We start from the raw sequence: 20,053 nt of genomic DNA on the forward strand, positions 1-20,053 counted from the left end.
CGGATGGCAAGCGAAGGAAGAGTGAAGCGCTGCGTGCGGTGTGGCGAGTACAAGTCGCACGCAGCGTTCGCCCGTAAGCGGTCGAATTTGGATGGCTTGCAGCGCCATTGCCGCGACTGTGCGACCAACTATCACTGCCGGGCTCCGGAGCCTCCGGTACTCGGGCCCGCAGACCACGTGCCCGAGGGGCACAAACGCTGTCGCGGGTGCGGTGAAGTGAAGCCGCACAGCGAGTGGCATCGACAGGGCAACGGCCTGGCAAGCCGCTGCAAGGCCTGTAGGGCGGCGGTGGCTCCTGCGCAGCATCTGCGGCGCAAGTACGGTCTCACCGAAGATCGGCGAGACCAGTTGGTCGCCTCTCAAGGGGGAGTCTGTTGCATCTGTCTGTTCGCCCCTGCAACGCATGTGGATCACTGCCATGAGACGGGTAGGGTCCGTGGCGTACTGTGCTTCAACTGCAATTCCGGCCTCGGCCTGTTGAGGGACGACCCCGAAGCGATGAACCGAGCTGCCGATTACTTGGAAGGAAACGCGTGGAAGCCAACACTCGTAGCACCGGGCGTCTACCAGCTGCCTTCCTGACGCCTGGGTCCTCGTCGTTCATGGACTTTCTCTCGGACCACCAGCCCGAGCTGCTGCCCGGCAAGCGGCAGCTGCCCACGCAGGGCGTGATCGAGGCCCCGCACGGCACGACGATCGTGGCGGTGACGTTCCCCGGTGGCGTGGTGCTCGCGGGTGACCGCCGGGCCACGATGGGCAATGTCATCGCGCAGCGGGACATCGAGAAGGTGTTCCCGGCGGACGAGTACTCGGCCGTCGGTATCGCCGGCACCGCCGGTCTCGCCGTGGAGATGGTGAAGCTCTTCCAGCTGGAGCTGGAGCACTTCGAGAAGGTCGAGGGTGCGCAGCTGTCGCTGGAGGGCAAGGCGAACCGGTTGTCGACGATGATCCGTTCGAATCTCGGCATGGCGATGCAGGGTCTGGCCGTGGTGCCGTTGTTCGCGGGGTACGACGTGGACCGGGAGAAGGGGCGCGTCTTCTCCTACGACGTCACGGGTGGGCGTTCCGAGGAGCACAACTTCGCGGCGACGGGTTCGGGCTCGTTGTTCGCGCGGGGTGCGATGAAGAAGCTGTTCCGTGACGACCTGTCCGAGGAGCAGGCCACGACGCTGGTGGTGCAGGCTCTGTACGACGCGGCTGACGACGACTCGGCGACCGGTGGTCCCGATGTCGCCCGCCGGATCTACCCGATCATCACCGTGATCACGGAGGACGGTTTCCGCCGGCTGACCGAGGCGGAGTCCTCGGAGCTTTCCCGCGCGGTGCTCCAGCGGCGTCTGGAGGAGCCGGACGGCCCCAAGGCCGCCCTGCTCTGAGTGCGGGCCGGGTTGTTTTCCAGGTGATCCAGTGACCATGACAGAAAGGGACGGATAACCGGTGTCGACGCCGTTCTATGTCTCACCTCAGCAGGCCATGGCCGACCGGGCGGAGTACGCCCGTAAGGGCATCGCGCGTGGCCGCAGCCTGGTTGTGCTGCAGTATGCCGACGGCATTGTGTTCGTCGGTGAGAACCCGTCCCGTGCGCTGCACAAGTTCAGCGAGATCTATGACCGGATCGGTTTCGCGGCCGCCGGTAAGTACAACGAGTACGAGAATCTGCGCATCGGTGGTGTGCGCTATGCGGATCTGCGTGGTTACACCTATGACCGTGACGATGTGACGGCGCGTGGTCTGGCGAACGTGTACGCGCAGACGCTGGGCACGATCTTCTCTTCGGCGGCGGAGAAGCCGTACGAGGTGGAGCTGGTGGTCGCGGAGGTCGGTGAGACTCCGGAGGGTGACCAGATCTACCGGCTGCCGCATGACGGTTCGATCGTGGATGAGCACGGTTCGGTCGCGGTGGGTGGCAATGCGGAGCAGATCAGCAGTTTCCTGGATCAGCAGCACCGTGACGGTATGAGTCTGGCGGAGGCGCTGAAGCTGGCTGTGCAGGCGCTGTCCCGTGACACCAACGGCAGTGAGCGGGAGATCCCCGCGGAGCGCCTGGAGGTGGCGGTGCTGGACCGTACGCGTCCGCAGAAGCGGAAGTTCAAGCGGATCGTGGGGCGTCAGCTGTCCCGTCTGCTGGAGGCGGACGGTGCGGCGACGGAGGCGGAGAGTTCCGACGAGGAGTGATTCACGTCGTGCGGTGGTGCCCCGGTCGGGTTTCCGGCCGGGGCACCACTGTTTTCAGGGGTGGCGTGCCGGTGCTGTGGAGCCGCGGACGACGAGTTCGACGGGGATGTCTCCGCTTTCGGGTTCCCGGCCGTCGAGGACGGCGAGGAGGGCTTGCATTCCGCGTTCTCCGAAGAGTTCGGCGTCCAGTCGTACGGTGGTGAGTTCGGGGTCGATGGCGGTGGCGAGGGCGAGGTCGTCGAGGCCGGTGACGGAGACGTCGTCGGGGACTTTGAGGCCGAGGCGGCGCAGGGCTTTGTAGGCGCCGGCGGCGAGTTTGTCGTCGTCGCAGATGATGGCGGTGGGGCGGGGGCCGGGTGCGGTGAGGGCGGTTTCGGTGGCGGTGCGGGCGCCTTCGATGGAGATGGGGGCGGCGGCGGTTCGCAGGTGTGTGCCCGGTACGGCGGCGAGGCGGGCCGTGAGTTCCTGTGCGCGGACGTCGAAGGTCCAGGAGGGGACGTCGGCGGCGAGGTGGAGGATGTGGCGGTGGCCGAGGCCGAGGAGGTGGTCGGTGATCTGGCGGACGCCGTCGGCGATGTCGAGGTTGACGGTGGCGGCGCCGAGGCTGCCGTGGGGGTCGCTGTCGAGCATGACGAGGGGGAGTTGGTCGCCGCGGATGGCGGTGAGGGCGTCGGCGGCCATGGAGGAGGCGATGACGCCGTCGAGGGCGGCTTGTGCGGAGGCGAAGGGGTCGCGTGCGGGGCCGATGCCTTGGGGGGAGGGGTAGAGGACGACGCCGAAGCCGTGCTGGGCGGCGATGCGGGCGGCGCCGGTGTAGACGCCGGCGAAGAATTCGGTGGTGAGGGCGGGGACGACGAGCAGGACGGTGCGGGTGTGGCCGAGGCGGAGGTTGCGGGCGGCGAGGTTGGGCCGGTAGCCGAGGTCGCGTGCGGCTTCGCGGACGCGTTCGGCGGTGGTCTCGGAGACGCGGCCGCGCCATTTGTCGCCGAGGACGAGTGAGACGGCGGCTTGGGAGACTCCGGCTGCCTGGGCGACGTCACGGCTGGTCGGTCGCGTGTTGCTGCGTGCCACCGTGTGCCTGCTCCTTCGTCTGGACGGGTGAACAGCGCACATGGTACGTATGGGAGACGACGTTATACGTAACACTTCGGAGCTTCGGCGTTCCGGGGCGGTTGGTGAGGGGCAGGGCATGGCCACGGGTTATCTGGAGATCCTCAGGGCGAGACACGCGCTGCGGCTGCTCACCGGAACCCTGGTGGGCCGGCTGCCCAACGCGACGGCGGCGATCGCCCTGGTGCTGTTCGTGCGGGCCCAGGGTGGCACGTACAGCCTGGCGGGTGCTCTGGCGGCGGTGTACGGCGTGGCGAACGCGGTCGGTCAGCCGGTTCTGGGCCGGCTGGTGGATGTGTACGGGCAGCCGCGTGTGCAGTTGCCCGCGGCGGTGGTGTCGGCGTTCGCCATGTCGGTGTTCGCGTTCTCGGGTATCGAGCCGTTGCCGTCGGCGTACGTGGCCGTCGCGGCGGCGGGTCTGTTCGCGCCGCCTCTGGAGGGCGGGCTGCGTGCGCTGTGGCCGTCGGTGCTGCGCCGTGAGGAGCAGGTGCACACGGCGTACGCGATGGACGCGATCGCGCAGGAGGTGATGTTCACGGTGGGCCCGTTGCTGGTGACCGTGTGCGCGTCGCTGTGGTCGGAGCGGGCCGCCCTGCTGGTGCTGAACGCGGTGGGGGTGCTGGGGGCCCTGTCGGTGGTGGTGTCGGGGCCTTCGCGTGCGTGGCGTTCGGCGCCGCGGGAGGCGCATTGGCTGGGTGCGCTGCGTTCGCCGGGGCTGCTGGCGTTGCTGGGTGCCTTCTTCTTCGTGGGGATCGCGTTGGGTTCGATCACGGTGGCTTCGGTGTCGTACGCCGACGGCCATGGTGGTGACGCGGTGTACGGCTGGCTGATGGCGGGGCTGGGGCTGGGTGCGCTGTTCGGGGGTGTGGTGTACGGGGCGCGGCAGTGGGGTGGTGTGCCGGAGCGGCGACTGCGGGTGCTGGTGGCGCTTTTGGCGGTGTGTTATCTGCCGTTGACGCTGATGCCTGGGGTGGTGGCCATGGTGGGGTTGTCGGTGGTGTCGGGGGTGTTCCTGGCGCCGTGCATCGCGTGTGCGTTCATCATCGTGGACCGGCATGCGCCGGGCGGGACGGTCACCGAGGCTTTCTCGTGGCTGGTGACGACGTTCACGGTGGGCGCTTCGGTGGGAACGGGCCTGGCGGGGCCGGTGGTGGAGGCGGGCGGGGCGGTGTGGGGGTTCGCGCTGCCGGGTGTGGCGGGGGCGGTGTCGTTGCTGGTCCTGCTGGCGACGGGGAGGGTCCTCGCAGCTCCCGTGCGGGACGGGGTTGTTGCGGCGTCATCGGAAAATGATCCAAATCGTGCTGCCGAACCCCGTTTCAGCTCAGGGGATCGGGCGTAATGTTCAGTCATGGACCGCCGCATTTTCGGGCTGGAGAACGAGTACGGCGTCACGTGCACGTTCAGGGGACAGCGCCGCCTGTCTCCTGACGAGGTGGCGCGGTACCTCTTCCGCCGTGTCGTGTCATGGGGCCGAAGCAGCAATGTTTTTCTGCGCAACGGTGCCCGGCTTTATCTCGACGTGGGCTCACATCCGGAATACGCGACACCCGAATGTGACAATGTGACCGAACTGGTCACCCACGACAAGGCCGGCGAGCGCATTCTCGAGGGACTCCTGGTGGACGCGGAGCGACGCCTGCACGAGGAGGGAATCGCGGGCGACGTCTACCTCTTCAAGAACAACACGGACTCGGCGGGCAACTCCTACGGTTGCCACGAGAACTATCTGGTGGCGCGGCACGGGGAGTTCTCCCGTCTCGCGGACATTCTCATTCCGTTCCTGGTGACCAGGCAGTTGCTGTGCGGCGCGGGCAAGGTGCTGCAGACGCCGCGTGGTGCCGTGTACTGCGTGAGCCAGCGTGCGGAGCACATCTGGGAGGGCGTCTCCTCGGCGACGACCCGTTCGCGTCCGATCATCAACACGCGCGACGAACCGCACGCGGACGCCGAGCGTTACCGCCGTCTGCATGTCATCGTGGGCGACTCGAACATGTCGGAGACGACGATGCTGCTGAAGGTCGGGGCGACCGACCTGGTGCTGCGCATGATCGAGGCGGGCACGGTGATGCGTGATCTGACGCTGGAGAACCCGATCCGGGCGATCCGTGAGGTCAGCCACGACATCACGGGCCGGCGCAAGGTGCGTCTGGCCAGTGGCCGGGAGGCGTCGGCGCTTGAGGTGCAGCGCGAGTACTTCGACAAGGCCGTGGACTTCTGTGACCGCCGTGGCATCCGCACGGGTACGGTCGCGCAGGTCCTGGAGTTGTGGGGCCGTACGCTGGACGCGATCGAGACCGAGGAGCTCGACCGGATCGGCACCGAGATCGACTGGGTCATGAAGTACAAGCTGATCGAGCGGTACCGGGCGAAGAACAACATGACGATGTCGCATCCGCGGGTCGCCCAGATAGACCTCGCGTATCACGACATCCACCGTCGTCGTGGTCTCTACTATCTGCTGGAGCGCAGGGGCCAGGCCACGCGGATCTGCAACGACATGAAGATCTTCGAGGCCAAGTCGGTTCCGCCGCAGACCACTCGGGCCAGGCTGCGTGGTGACTTCATCCGGCGGGCGCAGGAGCAGCGCCGGGACTTCACGGTCGACTGGGTGCATCTGAAGCTGAACGACCAGGCGCAGCGCACTGTGTTGTGCAAGGACCCGTTCCGTTCGGTGGACGACCGGGTGGAGAAGCTGATCGCCGGAATGTGACGAGAGAGGGTGTGTCAAGCGTTCGGGCGGGTCGTCGCCGGAACGCCACACGGGCGCCGTACGTTTCCCGTACGGCGCTCTTCTCGCGTCGTAGAGTTGCGCGCACGCCATTCCGCAAGATCGACCGATTACGAGGCATCTCCGTGCGCCGACGTTCACTTCTCCTGGCCGCAGTACCCGCAGGTCTGGTCACGCTCGCCGCGTGCGGTGACGGAAAGTCGGGCTCCGACAAGGCGGGTGCGTCGCCGTCGCCGTCGGTGTCCGCGGCGCCCCCGCCGAAGATCGTGGAGGGGCCGCTGCCGGCGATCACGGCGGGTACGAAGTTCGGTGAGAAGCCGACGGTCGCCAAGGGGACGGGTGATCCGTCCGCAGACCTGGCGGTCAAGGCGGTGATCGTGGGCGGTGGCCGGACGATCGCGGAGAACGACTTCATCCAGGCGAACTACCTGGGTCAGATCTGGAGCACCGGGAAGGTCTTCGACAACTCCTACGACCGGCACCGGCCCTTGGTGATGCAGCTCGCGCAGGGCAGCATCATCGACGGCTGGCGGTATGCGCTGGCGGGGAAGAAGACGGGCAGCCGGGTGCAGATCGCGGTGCCGCCGACCTGGGGTTACGGCAAGTCGGGTAATCCGCAGGCCGGTATCAAGGGCACCGACACGCTGGTGTTCGTGATCGATGTGATCGACTCGTTCAACTCGAAGAGTTCGGTGAAGGGGACGGAGGTTCCGCAGACCGACGCGGCGCTGCCGAAGGTGGGGACGAACACCGACGGCAAGGTGCCCTCGGTCACCGTCCCGAAGACGGACCCGCCGAAGCGGCTGGTGTCGGACTACGTCCTGGAGGGTGACGGCGAGGAGGTCAAGGCGGACCAGACGATCCTGTGCCAGTTCCAGGGGCTGGTGTGGGACGGCGGCAAGACGTTCCAGCGGACGTACGGCTCGGGCCGGCTGAGCCAGTTCCCGGTGGAGCAGATGCAGCAGATCGTCAAGGGTCTGGCGCAGGGGGTGACCGGCAAGAAGGTGGGCAGCCGGGTCCTGGTCGTCGTGCCGCCGGATCTGGGGTACGGCGACACGCCGCCGACCGGTGGTGTCATCAAGAAGGGGTCGACGCTGGTGTTCACGGTGGACATCCTGGCGGCGATGTGACGCTCCGCTGTGGCGGGGTGGCCCAGGGCGGGCGGGGGGCCTGCGGGGATGACAGACTGTCCGTGATTCGTGTCGTACACAAGCAGGAGCTTTTGACGTGAACATCGATAAGCCCGAGATCGACTTCCCGGGCGGAGAGCCCCCGGCGGACCTCGAGATCAAGGACATCTGGGAGGGTGACGGCGAGGTCGCAGCGGCCGGCGACTTCGTCAAGGTTCACTACGTCGGTGTCGCGTTCTCCACGGGCGAGGAGTTCGACGCCTCCTGGAACCGGGGCACCCCGCTGGACTTCCAGCTCGGTGTCGGCCAGGTCATCCAGGGCTGGGACAAGGGTGTGCAGGGCATGAAGGTCGGCGGTCGCCGCCAGCTGGTCATCCCGGCGCACCTCGCCTACGGCGACCGTGGTGCCGGCGGCCGTATCGCCCCGGGCGAGACGCTGATCTTCGTCTGCGACCTGGTGGGCGTCGGCAAGCGCTGACCGGACTTGGCGGTAGCCGACCGGACATGGCAGTGAAGGGGTCCGTGCTGTTCGCACGGGCCCCTTCGCCGTGCTCTTCGCGGTCCGTGACCGGTCGCCTTCCCGGCTTCGGCTTTTGCCGCGACACTCCGGAGCGGTACGGTCGTTGATCGGGACCACTTCAGGGAGGCGAAGGGCGTCGATGGCCATTGCCAAGGCCGAGCGGCTGATGAACCTCGCGCTGTGTCTGCTCGGCACACGGCGGCCGCTCAGCAAGCGTGAGCTGCGCGGTTCGATCGAGGCGTACCTCGAGGCGGGTGGCGACGACTCCTTCAACCGGATGTTCGAGCGGGACAAGGACGACCTGCGCGAGCTGGGGCTGGTCATCGAGACCGTCGAGAACCTCGACGGCGAGGTCGGCTATCTCGCCCGCCGTGACAGCAACCGGCTGCCGCCGATCACCCTGGACGCCGAGGAGGCCGCCGCTCTGGGCCTGGCCGCCAAGGTGTGGCAGCAGGCGCGTCTGGCCGGTGCGGCCAGCGGCGCCCTGCAGAAGCTGCGCGCGGCCGGTCTGCCCGAGGACGTCGACCCGTACGAGGCGCACGGCGCGCTGGAGCCGCGCATCCCGGTGCACGAGGCCGCCTTCGAGCCGCTGATGCTGGCCTGCCGCGACCGGCGCACGGTCGTCTTCGACTACCGCAAGGCCTCCGCCGCCCGCCCCGAGCCCCGGCATGTCGAGCCGTGGGCGCTGGAGTGCTGGCGCGGCCACTGGTACCTGGCCGGCTGGGACCGCGACCGGGGCGCCGAGCGCGTCTTCCGGCTGTCCCGGATCACCGGCAAGGTCCGCTCGCGCGGTACGGGCTTCACCGCTGCCGTGCCCGATGTCGTCACCGTGCGCGAGACCGTCGCCGGCTGGGCGGGCGAGATCGCCGACCGGTCGGCGCTGATCCGGCTGCGCGCCGGTGCCGGTTACCCCCTTCGGGCGAAGGCCACCCGGGTCCGGGAACTCGGCGACGGGTGGGACGAGTTGGAGATTCCGTACGGGCACGGCCTGGACGCCTGGCTGGTGGAGTTCGGCCCGGACGTCGTGGTGCTGGAGCCGGCCGAGCTGCGCGCGGACGTGGTTGACCGGCTGCGTGCCGTGGCCAAGGGCTGAGGGGGAGCGGAAGAACCATGGCAGGAAAACCGGTCAGGCCCGCGAGTGCCATCGACCAGACCCGGCGGATGCTCTCCCTGGTGACGTATCTGCGTGAGCGTCCCGGTGCCCGGATCGCGGACGTCGCGCGCGCCTTCGGGATCACCGAGGACGAGCTGGTCTCCGACCTGGATCTGCTGCCCATGTGCGGCACCAGCTTCCGCGGCGGCGATCTGCTGGACATCGACACGGACGGCGAGCGGATCTGGTGGCACAACCCGGCCGCGCTCGGCGAGGAGGCGGCCGAGCCGCTGCGCCTTGCGGCCGACGAGGCCACCGCCCTGCTGGTCGCCGCCCGCGCGGTCTCCACGCTGCCCGGACTGCGGGAGAGCGACCGCCAGGCGCTGCTGCGGGCGACCGCCAAGGTGGAGGGGGCGGCCGGTGAGGCGGCCGGTGCCAGCGCCCGACTGTCGGTGACGTTCGAGTCCGAGGGCGGTGTCTTCGCCGACGTCGACCGGGCGATCTCCGAGCGCCGCCGGCTGTGGATCCGCTACTACTCGCCGGCCCGTGACGAGGTCACCGAGCGGGAGATCGACCCGATCCGCCTGGTCAGCGTCGGCCACACCTATGTGGAGGCGTGGTGCCGGCGCTCCGAGGCGCGGCGCACCTTCCGGCTCGACCGGGTCGCGGAGATCCGGGTCCTGGACGAGCCGTCCGCGCCGCCCGAGATAGAACTGCGCGACCTGTCCGAGGCCCTGGTACAGCCCGCGGCGGAGGACCCGGAGGTCGTGATCGAGGTGGCCCCGGGCGGCCGGTGGGTCGCCGAGTACTACCCGCACGACAGCGCCGACGAACTGCCCGACGGCGGGCTGCGGATCACCCTGCGTACCCCCGACCCGGCCTCGCTGCGGCGCCTCGCGCTGCGGCTGGGCCGCGACGGCCGGATCGTCTCGCCGCCCGAGCTGGCCGACAGCGCCCGGCAGGCGGCCGGCGGGGCGCTGGAGGCCTACGACAGCGCGCCCGTGGCGGCGCACGCGGTTCATGACGGGTCGTACGAGAGGCAGGAGCGAGGGCTTTGAACGAGTCTGCGATGCCGGGTGCGGGTGACGTGGGTCAGATGTCGGTGGCGGCGGCCTTCGCCGGGATGCGCAGAGTGGTCCCCGTGGTGTTCAGGGCGGGCTGCCCGGACTGCCGGGGCCGCTTCGAGCTCGCCGCGAGTGCTCTGCGCCTGGCGATCGGCGCGAGCAGCCGGACGACGTTCTACTCCTTCACCTGCCCCGACTGCGGTGCCTCGGTGCGCAAGCCCGCGGGAGAGCGGATCGTCGAGCTGCTCACCGGCGGCGGTGTCAGCACCCTGCGGCTGCACTCCACCGTGTAGGACGGTCTAGGCTCGGTGTCATGTTCTGGCCGATGTTCGCGGTAGCCGTGGGTTTCCTGGGTCTCGCCGTCCTGGGGGTGCTCGCCGTCCGGGTGTTCCTGGAGGCCCGGCGCCTGGGCGCGCAGGTCGCGGACTCCGCGCGCCGTATCAACAGGGCGGCCGAGGACCTGGAGCGCGCGGCGGTCGGCGCGGCCCGCACCGCCGACACTCTGTGACACGTACAGTGACGGCCTGGGCTGCGGTGATGCACGCGTTTTGTATCGCTTCGCCCTGTCACGCCGCCCACCGGGCCAGGTACGCTGCATTTCGCGGTGCGAAGAGCGAGGCGCGTACCGCTGACCGGGAGTACGCACGGGGATTGCCCGCCGTTTACCCCTGAGCGTTACGATCGCTGCCAGCACGATCGCTCGGACGGATGTCCGAAAGGTCGGACAGCACCCACCCAGTCGCCTCGGTGAGAAGGTAAACACTCATGATCGGAAGGCTCGGTCCTACCGAGATCATTCTCATCCTCGTCGTCGTCTTTCTTCTCTTCGGCGCGAAGAAGCTTCCGGACATGGCCCGCTCGCTGGGCAAGTCCGCACGCATCCTCAAGAGCGAGGCCAAGGCGATGAAGGAGGAGGGCAACACCTCCGCCCCGGCCGCCCAGCCGAGCACCAAGGAGGAGCCCCCGGCCCAGCGCACCATCCAGGCGGCCCCCGGCGACGTGAGCAGCTCGCGCCCGGTCAACGAGCCGACGGACACCACCCAGCGCTGACACGCGGCCGGATCCCCCGGCCTGCCGCACGAGATGAGGACGTGGGTTGCTCAAGTCTGCCCGCAAGAAAGAGAAGGACCCCGAGGGGCGGATGCCCCTGGTGGAGCACCTCCGGGAGCTGCGCAACCGGCTCGCGAAGGGCATGCTGGCGATCACGGTGGTCTCCGTGGTGGTCGCCTTCTACAGCCAGGACCTGATGTCCTTCCTCATGCATCCGGTCCCGCGCTGCACCAAGGGCCTCGGTGAGTCCACGGGCGGCCACTGCGCCGTCATCGCCTACACCGACCTGCTGTCCCCCTTCACCACCACGGTGAAGGTCTGCTTCATGGCGGGCGTGATCATCTCCAGCCCCGTCTGGCTGTACCAGCTGTGGGCGTTCATCGCGCCGGGCCTGCACAAGCACGAGCGCAAGTACACGTACGCGTTCGTCGCCGCGGCCGCGCCGCTCTTCCTGGCCGGTGCCTGGCTGGCCTACACGATCCTGCCCATCAGCATGCGCGTGCTGCTCGGGATCACGCCCGAGGGCTCGGCGAACATCCTGCCGATGGACAAGATCCTGGACTTCATCGTCCGGATGATCCTCATCTTCGGCGGCGCCTTCGAACTGCCCCTGCTGCTGATCATGCTGAACTTCGTCGGCATCGTGTCCGGACGCCGCATGCTCGGCTGGTGGCGCGGAGTCGTCATGGGCGTCTTCGTCTTCGGTGCCGTGGCGACCCCCACCACCGACCCCTTCGGCATGATCGCGCTCGCGGGCCCCATCGTGGTGCTGTACTTCATCGCGGTCGGCATCTCCATCCTCAACGACCGCCGCCGCGGACGCGCCAACCCCGACGCGGAGCTGGACGACGACGAGGCCTCCTCCCTCGACCTGACCCCGCAGGCGCTCGACGACGTGGAACCCGTCCCGGCCGCCTCGGCCCTGCCCGAAGGCGCGGGCGTCGACGGCACGCACTCGGGCAAGTACAACGGCTACGACGACATCACCTGAGCCGCCCGGCACGGCACACAGGTCACGGCATGCGTGAGGGGCCGGACGGGAACTTCGGAACTCCCGTCCGGCCCCTCACGCATGTGCGCGGGCCCGCACGGGACCGGGACGGATAATGATCGTCCTGTTGTCAGTGCGGCCCGGTACGCTCGAAAGACGATGACAGAGGACCTCTCACCCGCCGAGCGGTACGCGGCAGCCCGCCTGCGGGCAGCCGAGCAGGCCACCGCGCTCGCGTCCTTCCGCGAGATGTACGACTTCGGACTCGACGCCTTCCAGGTCGAGGCCTGTCAGGCACTCGAGGACGGCAAGGGCGTACTGGTCGCCGCCCCCACCGGATCCGGCAAGACGATCGTGGGCGAGTTCGCCGTCCACCTCGCCCTGAGACAGGGCAAGAAGTGCTTCTACACGACACCCATCAAGGCGCTGTCGAACCAGAAGTACGCCGACCTGTGCCGTCGCTACGGCAGCGACAAGGTCGGCCTGCTCACCGGTGACAACAGCGTCAACTCCGACGCCCCGGTGGTCGTGATGACCACCGAGGTGCTGCGGAACATGCTCTACGCCGGCTCCCAGACCCTCCTCGGCCTCGGCTACGTGGTCATGGACGAGGTGCACTACCTCTCCGACCGCTTCCGCGGCGCCGTCTGGGAGGAAGTGATCATCCACCTGCCCGAGTCGGTGACCCTGGTGTCACTGTCGGCGACCGTGTCCAACGCCGAGGAGTTCGGTGACTGGCTGGACACCGTCCGCGGCGACACGGAGGTGATCGTCTCCGAGCACCGGCCCGTGCCGCTGTTCCAGCACGTGCTCGCCGGACGCCGGATGTACGACCTGTTCGAGGAGGGCGAGGGCCACAAGAGGGCCGTCAACCCCGACCTCGTCCGCCTCGCCCGGATGGAGGCCAGCCGGCCCTCCTACCAGGACCGCCGGCGCGGACGTGCGATGCGCGAGGCCGACCGCGAGCGCGAACGCAGACAGCGCTCGCGGGTGTGGACCCCCGGGCGTCCCGAGGTCATCGAGCGCCTCGACTCCGAGGGCCTGCTGCCCGCGATCACGTTCATCTTCAGCCGGGCCGGCTGCGAGGCGGCCGTCCAGCAGTGCCTGTACGCGGGCCTCAGGCTCAACGACGAGGACGAGCGGGAGAAGGTCCGCTCCCTCGTCGAGGAGCGCACCGCCTCCATCCCCACGGAGGACCTGCACGTCCTCGGCTACTACGAGTGGCTGGAGGGCCTGGAGCGCGGCATCGCCGCCCACCACGCCGGCATGCTGCCGACCTTCAAGGAGGTCGTCGAGGAGCTGTTCGTGCGCGGCCTGGTCAAGGCCGTGTTCGCCACCGAGACCCTCGCGCTCGGCATCAACATGCCCGCCCGCTCCGTCGTGCTGGAAAAGCTCGTCAAGTGGAACGGCGAGCAGCACGCCGACATCACGCCCGGCGAGTACACGCAGCTCACCGGCCGTGCGGGACGGCGCGGCATCGATGTCGAGGGACACGCGGTCGTGCTGTGGCAGCGGGCCACCAGCCCCGAGCACCTCGCCGGCCTCGCGGGCACCCGCACCTATCCGCTGCGCTCCAGCTTCAAGCCGTCGTACAACATGGCGGTCAACCTGGTCGAGCAGTTCGGCCGCCACCGCTCCCGCGAGCTGCTGGAGACCTCCTTCGCGCAGTTCCAGGCCGACAAGTCGGTCGTCGGCATCTCCCGGCAGGTGCAGCGCAACGAGGAGGGCCTGGAGGGCTACAAGGCCTCCATGACCTGCCATCTCGGCGACTTCGAGGAGTACGCGCGGCTGCGCCGCGAACTGAAGGACCGCGAGACCGAACTGGCCCGCCAGGGCGCCGACGAGCGGCGCGCCGAGGCCGCCGTCGCCCTGGAGAAGCTCAAGCCCGGCGACGTCATCCACGTGCCGACGGGCAAGTACGCGGGCCTCGCCCTCGTACTGGACCCGGGCCTGCCCGCCGGCCGCTCCAACGGACACCGCGGCTTGGAGCACCACGACGGCCCGCGCCCCCTGGTGCTCACCGCCGAGCGGCAGGTCAAGCGGCTGGCATCCATGGACTTCCCGGTGCCGGTCGAGGCCCTGGACCGGATGCGGATCCCGAAGTCCTTCAACCCGCGCTCCCCGCAGTCCCGCCGCGACCTGGCCTCCGCGCTGCGCACCAAGGCCGGGCACATCCCGCCGGAGCGGGCCCGCAAGAAGCGCTCACAGGCCGCCGACGACCGCGAGATCGCCCGGCTGCGCACCGCGATCCGCGCGCACCCCTGCCACGGGTGCGACGACCGCGAGGACCACGCGCGCTGGGCCGAGCGCTACCACCGGCTGATGCGCGACACCTCCCAGCTGGAGCGGCGCATCGAGGGCCGTACGAACACCATCGCGCGGACCTTCGACCGCATCGTCGCCCTGCTGACCGAGCTGGACTACCTGCGCGGCGACGAGGTCACCGAGCACGGCAAGCGGCTCGCCCGGCTCTACGGCGAACTCGACCTGCTCGCCAGCGAATGCCTGCGCGAGGGCGTCTGGGAAGGGCTCGGCCCGGCCGAACTCGCCGCCTGCGTCTCGGCGTTGGTGTACGAGTCCCGGGTCGGCGACGACGCCATGGCGCCGAAGCTGCCCTCCGGCAGGGCGAAGGCCGCGCTCAGCGAGATGGTGCGGATCTGGGGACGGCTGGACGCCCTGGAGGAGGACTTCCGGATCAACCAGACCGAGGGCGTCGGCCAGCGCGAGCCGGATCTCGGGTTCGCCTGGGCCGCGTACATGTGGGCCTCGGGGGCGGGCCTGGACGAGGTGCTGCGCGAGGCGGAGATGCCCGCGGGCGACTTCGTGCGGTGGTCCAAGCAGGTGATCGACGTGCTGGGGCAGATCTCGGCGGCTTCTCCTGCGGAGGGCTCGACGGTGGCGAAGGCCGCGCGGAAGGCTGTTGATCAGCTGCTGAGGGGGGTTGTGGCCTACTCGTCGGTGGGGTGAGGCAGCGCCGGGCGGGTGCGGGTGCGGGTGCGGGTGCGGGTGATCGGTGGCTTGTCGCGCCCACGCGGCGGAGCCACACATCAGACACAGCCCCGCGCCCCTTTGGCTTGCTGTCGTGCTCGGTGATCTCAGGGACTGAGGTCCCTTTTCGTCTTCACAGCGAGTTACTTTCGCATACCCACGTGCCATTACTGTGTGTGTTCGAATGGATGCCTTGCGTGTAAATGGGACGAGGCTACTCCTGTCCCGAGGGTGATTTCAGGTGCTTGCCGAATATGACACGGCGATGATCCGGTCGGACTAAGCTCGCCCGCGGTGCACCGAGTTGAGGTAATTCGCGCGCCTGTTCCCAAATGTGCGGAAGATACCGACAGTTCCATGAACCTTCCCCCCACAAGCACCCCGACACCCAGCCGATCCGTCTCAGAAGGCATCCATGGTGAGTGTTCAGAAGCCTCCCGGTGGCCGTGAACGACCCCTTGCGCGGGTGCTGTTGCTGCCCGCCGTCCTGATGGCCGCGGCGACCGGTGCCGCCGTCGCCCTGGTGGCGGCCCCGGCCCGGGTCGCCGTCGGCTGCAGCGGGGCCGTGGCCACCGTCCTCGTCCTCGTCACCGCGGCGGAGGTCGTCCGCCGCGGGCGCAGGCTCCGGGAGGCCCAGGCCGAGCACGCCCGTCACACCGCGTACCTGGAGCACCGCCTCGCGATCCACGACGCCGAGATCGTCCGGCTCGGCAGCGAGATCCTGCCCACCGCGCTGTACCGGCTGCGGGCGGGCGAGTCGATGCGCGACGTGCTCATCAACGTCATCGACAAGGACCCCCAACTGCGGGACCTCCCGGAGTCCCAGCGCACCCTGCTGCGCACCGCCCTCAAGGGCGCGGACGACGAGATCTCGATGCGTGACGCCACCGAGCGTGCCTTCGTCGCCATCGCCCGGCGCGTCCAGGCCATCGTCCACCAGCAGGCCAAGGAACTGCGCGAGATGGAGGAGGACCACGGCCGCAACCCCGAGGTCTTCGACGACCTGCTGCGCCTGGACCACGGCACCTCGCTGATCGGCCGGCTCGCCGACTCCATCTCCGTCCTCGGCGGTGGCCGCCCCGGGCGTCAGTGGCCCCTGCCCGTGTCGCTCTACAGCGTGCTGCGCGGCGCCATGTCCCGGATCCTGGAGTACCGGCGCATCGACCTCAGCTCCATCGTCAACATCAACATCAAGGGCACCTCCGTCGAGCCGCTCATCCACGCTGCCGCCGAACTCCTCGACAACGCCACCCGCTACTCGCCGCCCTCGACCAAGGTGCACGTCACCGCCGTCGAGGTGCAGACCGGTATCGCCATCGAGATCGAGGACTCCGGCGTCAGCCTCAACGAGGAGTCCCGCGCACGCGTCGAGAAGATGATCGAGGACGCCAAGAGGCTCGACGACGCCCAGAACCTCGGCGACAACCCGCGTCTCGGCCTCGCCGTCGTCGGCAGGCTGTGCCGGCAGTTCGACATGGAGGTCTCGCTGCGCGCCTCCGCCTACGGTGGCGTGCGCGCGATCCTCGTCGTACCGCGCGTCATGACCACCACCGAGCCCGGCGTCGGAGCGGCCCACGGCATCGGCGCCACCGGCATTCCGATGCCCGAACTCGGCGCCGTGGAAGGCCCGAAGCGCCCGCCGAAGAAGCGCCGCCCCACCAGCCCCCGCATCCCCGCCGGCATCTCCATGGAGGACGACGTCCCCGTCGTCACCGAGTGGACCGCGGGCGGGCTGCCGCAGCGCCGCAGCCGGATGAAGACCCCGCTCAGCCAGCGGCTGCGCGAACAGGCCGAGATCGAGCGCGCCGAGCGCGAGGGCAGGCCGACCATCTGGTCGCAGCCCAAGCCCGAACCCGAGCCCGAGCCGGAGATCGACCCCGAGCGCAAGAAGCTGATGGAGCGTCCGCCCGGCATGTGGGTCGACGCGTTCTGGGACGGCCTGCGCAAGGGCATGCCCGCGGACGCCACCGCGCCCGAACTCACCGACTTCACGCGGCATCCGGAAAAGTACGTCCACCTGCTCGACGATTCGGACTTCACACCCGAGGCCGCCACCGGCGCCGACGACGAGGGGGACTTCAAGTGATCCAGCAGCGAGGCAACATCGACTGGATGCTCAAGCAGCTCAACGACGGTGTGCCGGGCATCCAGATGATCGTGGTCCTCTCCGCCGACGGCCTGCGCATCGCCCGCTACGGCGGCGAACCCGACGCCGCCGACCGCGTGGCCGCCGCCTGCGCGGGCGTGCAGAGCCTGGCCGGCGCCATCATCCAGGAGATCCACGGCACCGGCGACATGAAGCTCGTCGTCATCGAGATCGAGGGCGGCTACTTCTATCTGATGAACGCGGGAGACAACGCCTTTCTCGCCGTGCTCGCCGACGTCACCTGCGAACCCGGCCGGATGAGCGGCATGATGCGCGACCTCGTCGTCCGGATCGGCGCGCATCTCACCAGTCCGCCCCGGCGGAACGGGCAGACCGTATGACTCCTCCACGACGCAAACGGCGCCGCCCCGACGACCTGCCGCCCCCTCCGCCGCCGCCACGCCCGCAGCAGGCGGACGGCGAGCGTCCGCCGAAGAACCCCGAGCGGCTCTACGCCGTCACCGGCCTCGCGGACGGGGCACGGGCGGAACTCGACCTGGTCACCCTGATCGTCTCCCGCTCCGCACCGCAGCCCTCCGCCACCCCCGAGCAGGCCGCGGTGCTGCGGCTCTGCACCGCCCCCCTGTCCGTGGCCGAACTGTCCGCCTACCTGAGCCTGCCGTTCAGCGCGATGACCGTACTGATCACCGAGCTGATCACGGCTGAACTGGTGCAGGCGCGCGCCCCGATCGTCCGCCAGGCGCTCCCCGACCGTTCACTCCTCGAAGCGGTGATGCATGGACTTCAACGGCTCTGACACCCTCCCAGGTCCACGGACCGAGGACCAGCTCCCGCACACGGCCCAGGCCGCCGTGAAGATCGTGATCGTGGGCGGGTTCGGTGTCGGCAAGACCACCATGGTCGGTTCCGTCAGCGACATCAGGCCGCTGACCACCGAGGAGACCATGACCCAGGCCGGCATCGGGGTGGACGACGACTACGGCTCCGAGTCCAAGACGGCCACCACCGTCGCCATGGACTTCGGCCGGATCAGCATCACCGAACAACTGGTGCTCTACCTCTTCGGCACCCCCGGCCAGGAGCGCTTCTGGTTCCTGTGGAACGGCCTGTTCGAAGGCGCGCTCGGCGCGGTCGTCCTGGCGGACACCCGGCGCCTGGAGGTCAGCTTCGACGTGATGGGCCGGCTGGAGGAGCGCGGAGTCCCCTTCATCGTCGCCGTCAACTCCTTCCCGGACGCGCCCCGTTTCCCGGTCGAGGAACTGCGCACCGCGCTGGACCTGTCCGAGGAGATCCCGATCGTCGAGTGCGACGTACGCCGACGCGCCTCCAGCAAGGAGGCGCTGATGACGCTCATGCACTTCCTGCACTCCCTCGCCATGTCAGGCGCCCTCACCTGACCCGGTGTCCATCCGACCCACCCCCACCCCATCCGTTCCGGAGCGACCACTGTGACGCCAGAATCCCGATCCCTGACCGGAACCCACGAACCCGCCCACGAACCCGGTTATGAACCCGGCTATGAACCCACCCCGGGCCCGCCGCCCGGCTGCCCGGCGCACGGCCTCGGCCCCGGGGCACTGCACCGCCTCTACGGCCCCGACGCCGAGGTCCTGGACGACCTCTACGAGCGGCTGCGCGAACAGCACGGCCCGGTGGCGCCCGTCCTGCTCCACGACGACGTGCCGATGTGGGTGGTCCTCGGGCACGCCGAGAACCTCCACATGGTGCGCAGCCCCTCGCAGTACACCCGCGACAGCCGCGTCTGGACGCCCCTGCTGGAGGGCATGGTCAAGCCCGACCACCCGCTCATGCCGCACATCGCCTGGCAGCCCATCTGCTCGCACGCCGAGGGCGACGAGCAGCAGCGGCTGCGCTCCGCCGTCACGGCCGCCATGGCGACCATCGACCAGCGCGCCCTGCGCCGCCACATCGGCCGCTCCACCCAGGAACTGGTCAACGGCTTCTGCGAGCGGGGCCGGGCCGACCTGGTCTCCCAGTTCGCCGAGCACCTGCCGATGGCCGTCATGTGCGAGGTCCTCGGCATGCCCGAGGAGTACAACGACCGGATGGTGCAGGCCGCCCGCGACGCGCTCAAGGGCACCGAGACCGCCATCCAGAGCCACGCCTACGTCATGGACGCGCTCAGCCGGCTCACCGCCCGCCGCCGCGCCCGCCCCGAGGACGACATCACCAGCCACCTGGTCATCCACCCGGTGGGCCTGACCGACGACGAGGTCCGCGAACACCTGCGGCTCGTCCTCTTCGCCGCCTACGAGGCCACCGCGAACCTGCTCGCCAACGCGCTGCGCATGGTGCTCACCGAACCGGGTTTCCGCGCCCAGCTCAACGGCGGCCAGATGACCGTGCCGGAGGCGATCGAGCAGTCGCTGTGGGACGAGCCGCCGTTCAGCACGGTGTTCGGCTACTACGCCAAGCAGGACACCGAGCTGGGCGGACAGCGCATCCGCAAGGGCGACGGGCTGCTGTTCGCCCCCGCCCCGGGCAACGTCGACCCGCGTGTGCGCCCCGAGCCCAGGGCCAACATGATGGGCAACCGCTCCCACCTCGCCTTCGGTGGCGGGCCGCACGAGTGCCCCGGCCAGGACATCGGCCGGGCCATCGCCGACGTGGGTGTGGACGCCCTGCTGACCCGGCTCCCGGACATCGGGCTCGACTGCCACGAGAATGAGCTGACCTGGCGCTCCTCGATCGCCTCACGGCATCTGGTGTCCCTGCCGGTGCGTTTCGAGGCCCAGCCCAAGCAGGACGTCTCCCACTCCCCGAGCCTCTCGGCCATCCCGCCGCAGCGGGCCGCCTGGCAGGTCGGCAGCCTCAGCACGGACCCGGCACCGGCCCCCGAGCCGCCCAGCCAGGCACCCACGCTCGCCGCACCACGGCCCGCCCCCGAGTGGCCCCCGCCCACCCCCATGGCCGCCCCGGAACCGGCCCGCCGCCCGAACGCGTGGCGGCGCGTACTGCGTTGGTGGCGCGGAGAGTGAGGAAGCGGAGAGTGAGGGTGCGGAGAGCGAGGGTGCGGAGAGCGAGGAAGCGGGGAGTCAGGACGCGGTGAGGAAGTGAGCGGCGGCGGAGAGCGCGG

General features: G+C 69.4%; 19 protein-coding genes and 1 pseudogene. 19 read left to right on the forward strand and 1 reads right to left on the reverse strand.

Annotation, left to right across the window (positions count from 1 at the left end):
* Positions 1 to 3: 3 nt before the first annotated feature.
* The 3 genes from ACGFYV_RS00575 (at position 4) to prcA (ending at position 2,175) form a co-directional block, all read left to right on the forward strand.
* A complete protein-coding gene (locus ACGFYV_RS00575; RefSeq protein WP_393876125.1) occupies positions 4 to 582 on the forward strand; it encodes an endonuclease VII domain-containing protein in 579 nt (192 codons plus the stop codon).
* Positions 534 to 1,376: a proteasome subunit beta gene (gene prcB, locus ACGFYV_RS00580; RefSeq protein ID WP_393876126.1), complete on the forward strand. Its 843-nt coding sequence runs from the start codon at positions 534 to 536 to the stop codon at positions 1,374 to 1,376. The genes ACGFYV_RS00575 and prcB overlap by 49 nt, the downstream gene beginning before the upstream one ends.
* 61 nt (positions 1,377 to 1,437) lie before the next feature.
* Entirely contained in the window at positions 1,438 to 2,175 is a 738-nt protein-coding gene (gene prcA / locus ACGFYV_RS00585) for a proteasome subunit alpha (RefSeq protein WP_393876127.1), read from the forward strand.
* A 54-nt stretch (positions 2,176 to 2,229) separates the two neighbouring features.
* Here prcA and ACGFYV_RS00590 read toward each other — a convergent pair whose 3' ends face one another.
* Positions 2,230 to 3,246: a LacI family DNA-binding transcriptional regulator gene (locus ACGFYV_RS00590; RefSeq protein WP_393876128.1), complete on the reverse strand. Its 1,017-nt coding sequence runs from the start codon at positions 3,244 to 3,246 to the stop codon at positions 2,230 to 2,232.
* A 118-nt stretch (positions 3,247 to 3,364) separates the two neighbouring features.
* Here ACGFYV_RS00590 and ACGFYV_RS00595 point away from each other — a divergent pair, with 118 nt between their 5' ends.
* From ACGFYV_RS00595 to ACGFYV_RS00670, 16 genes and pseudogenes are all read left to right on the forward strand, one after another.
* Positions 3,365 to 4,624 carry an MFS transporter gene (locus tag ACGFYV_RS00595; protein ID WP_393876129.1) on the forward strand — a complete coding sequence of 420 codons (1,260 nt, stop codon included), beginning with the start codon at positions 3,365 to 3,367 and terminating at the stop codon, positions 4,622 to 4,624.
* 9 nt (positions 4,625 to 4,633) lie between these two features.
* The gene (pafA, locus tag ACGFYV_RS00600; RefSeq protein ID WP_393876130.1) at positions 4,634 to 5,995 is read left to right on the forward strand and encodes a Pup--protein ligase; all 1,362 of its coding nucleotides are present in this window, start codon (positions 4,634 to 4,636) and stop codon (positions 5,993 to 5,995) included.
* 143 nt (positions 5,996 to 6,138) lie between these two features.
* Positions 6,139 to 7,143 carry an FKBP-type peptidyl-prolyl cis-trans isomerase gene (locus ACGFYV_RS00605; RefSeq protein ID WP_393876131.1) on the forward strand — a complete coding sequence of 335 codons (1,005 nt, stop codon included), beginning with the start codon at positions 6,139 to 6,141 and terminating at the stop codon, positions 7,141 to 7,143.
* A gap of 97 nt (positions 7,144 to 7,240) precedes the next feature.
* Positions 7,241 to 7,621: an FKBP-type peptidyl-prolyl cis-trans isomerase gene (locus ACGFYV_RS00610; RefSeq protein WP_393876132.1), complete on the forward strand. Its 381-nt coding sequence runs from the start codon at positions 7,241 to 7,243 to the stop codon at positions 7,619 to 7,621.
* A gap of 181 nt (positions 7,622 to 7,802) precedes the next feature.
* The gene (locus tag ACGFYV_RS00615; protein ID WP_393876133.1) at positions 7,803 to 8,756 is read left to right on the forward strand and encodes a helix-turn-helix transcriptional regulator; all 954 of its coding nucleotides are present in this window, start codon (positions 7,803 to 7,805) and stop codon (positions 8,754 to 8,756) included.
* A gap of 17 nt (positions 8,757 to 8,773) precedes the next feature.
* Positions 8,774 to 9,814: a helix-turn-helix transcriptional regulator gene (locus tag ACGFYV_RS00620; RefSeq protein WP_393876134.1), complete on the forward strand. Its 1,041-nt coding sequence runs from the start codon at positions 8,774 to 8,776 to the stop codon at positions 9,812 to 9,814.
* Positions 9,811 to 10,113 (forward strand): hypothetical protein, encoded by a 303-nt coding sequence (locus tag ACGFYV_RS00625; RefSeq protein ID WP_393876135.1) that lies wholly within the window; start codon positions 9,811 to 9,813, stop codon positions 10,111 to 10,113. Before ACGFYV_RS00620 ends, ACGFYV_RS00625 begins: the two co-directional genes overlap by 4 nt.
* A 20-nt stretch (positions 10,114 to 10,133) precedes the next feature.
* Positions 10,134 to 10,328, forward strand: a complete 195-nt coding sequence (locus ACGFYV_RS00630) for a hypothetical protein (RefSeq protein ID WP_393876136.1) — start codon at positions 10,134 to 10,136, stop codon at positions 10,326 to 10,328.
* Positions 10,329 to 10,585: 257 nt separating this feature from the next.
* The gene (tatA, locus tag ACGFYV_RS00635) at positions 10,586 to 10,870 is read left to right on the forward strand and encodes a Sec-independent protein translocase subunit TatA (protein ID WP_393876137.1); all 285 of its coding nucleotides are present in this window, start codon (positions 10,586 to 10,588) and stop codon (positions 10,868 to 10,870) included.
* 91 nt (positions 10,871 to 10,961) lie between these two features.
* The gene (gene tatC / locus ACGFYV_RS00640; RefSeq protein ID WP_393876376.1) at positions 10,962 to 11,861 is read left to right on the forward strand and encodes a twin-arginine translocase subunit TatC; all 900 of its coding nucleotides are present in this window, start codon (positions 10,962 to 10,964) and stop codon (positions 11,859 to 11,861) included.
* A 115-nt stretch (positions 11,862 to 11,976) separates the two neighbouring features.
* A pseudogene (locus tag ACGFYV_RS00645) lies at positions 11,977 to 14,828 on the forward strand (DEAD/DEAH box helicase).
* Positions 14,829 to 15,264: 436 nt separating this feature from the next.
* Positions 15,265 to 16,935, forward strand: a complete 1,671-nt coding sequence (locus ACGFYV_RS00650; RefSeq protein ID WP_393876138.1) for a sensor histidine kinase — start codon at positions 15,265 to 15,267, stop codon at positions 16,933 to 16,935.
* Positions 16,932 to 17,336, forward strand: a complete 405-nt coding sequence (locus ACGFYV_RS00655; protein ID WP_393876139.1) for a roadblock/LC7 domain-containing protein — start codon at positions 16,932 to 16,934, stop codon at positions 17,334 to 17,336. Before ACGFYV_RS00650 ends, ACGFYV_RS00655 begins: the two co-directional genes overlap by 4 nt.
* The gene (locus tag ACGFYV_RS00660) at positions 17,333 to 17,752 is read left to right on the forward strand and encodes a DUF742 domain-containing protein (RefSeq protein WP_393876140.1); all 420 of its coding nucleotides are present in this window, start codon (positions 17,333 to 17,335) and stop codon (positions 17,750 to 17,752) included. Before ACGFYV_RS00655 ends, ACGFYV_RS00660 begins: the two co-directional genes overlap by 4 nt.
* On the forward strand, positions 17,733 to 18,353 hold the full coding sequence (locus ACGFYV_RS00665) for an ATP/GTP-binding protein (protein WP_393876141.1): 621 nt from the start codon (positions 17,733 to 17,735) through the stop codon (positions 18,351 to 18,353). The genes ACGFYV_RS00660 and ACGFYV_RS00665 overlap by 20 nt, the downstream gene beginning before the upstream one ends.
* Before the next feature lie 51 nt (positions 18,354 to 18,404).
* Positions 18,405 to 19,955 (forward strand): cytochrome P450, encoded by a 1,551-nt coding sequence (locus tag ACGFYV_RS00670; RefSeq protein WP_393876142.1) that lies wholly within the window; start codon positions 18,405 to 18,407, stop codon positions 19,953 to 19,955.
* Positions 19,956 to 20,053 lie beyond the last annotated feature (98 nt).

The sequence above is a fragment of the Streptomyces sp. NPDC048297 genome (assembly GCF_043201585.1).
Classification (GTDB): Bacteria; Actinomycetota; Actinomycetes; order Streptomycetales; family Streptomycetaceae; genus Streptomyces.

What these genes read in the sequence shown, in the direction of transcription:
- ACGFYV_RS00595 (WP_393876129.1), top strand. Translation starts at nt 3,365, where the DNA reads ATGGCCACGGGTTATCTGGAGATCCTCAGGGCGAGACACGCGCTGCGG.
- ACGFYV_RS00620 (WP_393876134.1), top strand. Translation starts at nt 8,774, where the DNA reads ATGGCAGGAAAACCGGTCAGGCCCGCGAGTGCCATCGACCAGACCCGG.
- ACGFYV_RS00615 (WP_393876133.1), top strand. Translation starts at nt 7,803, where the DNA reads ATGGCCATTGCCAAGGCCGAGCGGCTGATGAACCTCGCGCTGTGTCTG.
- ACGFYV_RS00630 (WP_393876136.1), top strand. Translation starts at nt 10,134, where the DNA reads ATGTTCTGGCCGATGTTCGCGGTAGCCGTGGGTTTCCTGGGTCTCGCC.
- pafA (WP_393876130.1), top strand. Translation starts at nt 4,634, where the DNA reads ATGGACCGCCGCATTTTCGGGCTGGAGAACGAGTACGGCGTCACGTGC.
- tatC (WP_393876376.1), top strand. Translation starts at nt 10,962, where the DNA reads ATGCCCCTGGTGGAGCACCTCCGGGAGCTGCGCAACCGGCTCGCGAAG.
- ACGFYV_RS00665 (WP_393876141.1), top strand. Translation starts at nt 17,733, where the DNA reads ATGGACTTCAACGGCTCTGACACCCTCCCAGGTCCACGGACCGAGGAC.
- ACGFYV_RS00575 (WP_393876125.1), top strand. Translation starts at nt 4, where the DNA reads ATGGCAAGCGAAGGAAGAGTGAAGCGCTGCGTGCGGTGTGGCGAGTAC.
- tatA (WP_393876137.1), top strand. Translation starts at nt 10,586, where the DNA reads ATGATCGGAAGGCTCGGTCCTACCGAGATCATTCTCATCCTCGTCGTC.
- ACGFYV_RS00650 (WP_393876138.1), top strand. Translation starts at nt 15,265, where the DNA reads ATGGTGAGTGTTCAGAAGCCTCCCGGTGGCCGTGAACGACCCCTTGCG.
- ACGFYV_RS00660 (WP_393876140.1), top strand. Translation starts at nt 17,333, where the DNA reads ATGACTCCTCCACGACGCAAACGGCGCCGCCCCGACGACCTGCCGCCC.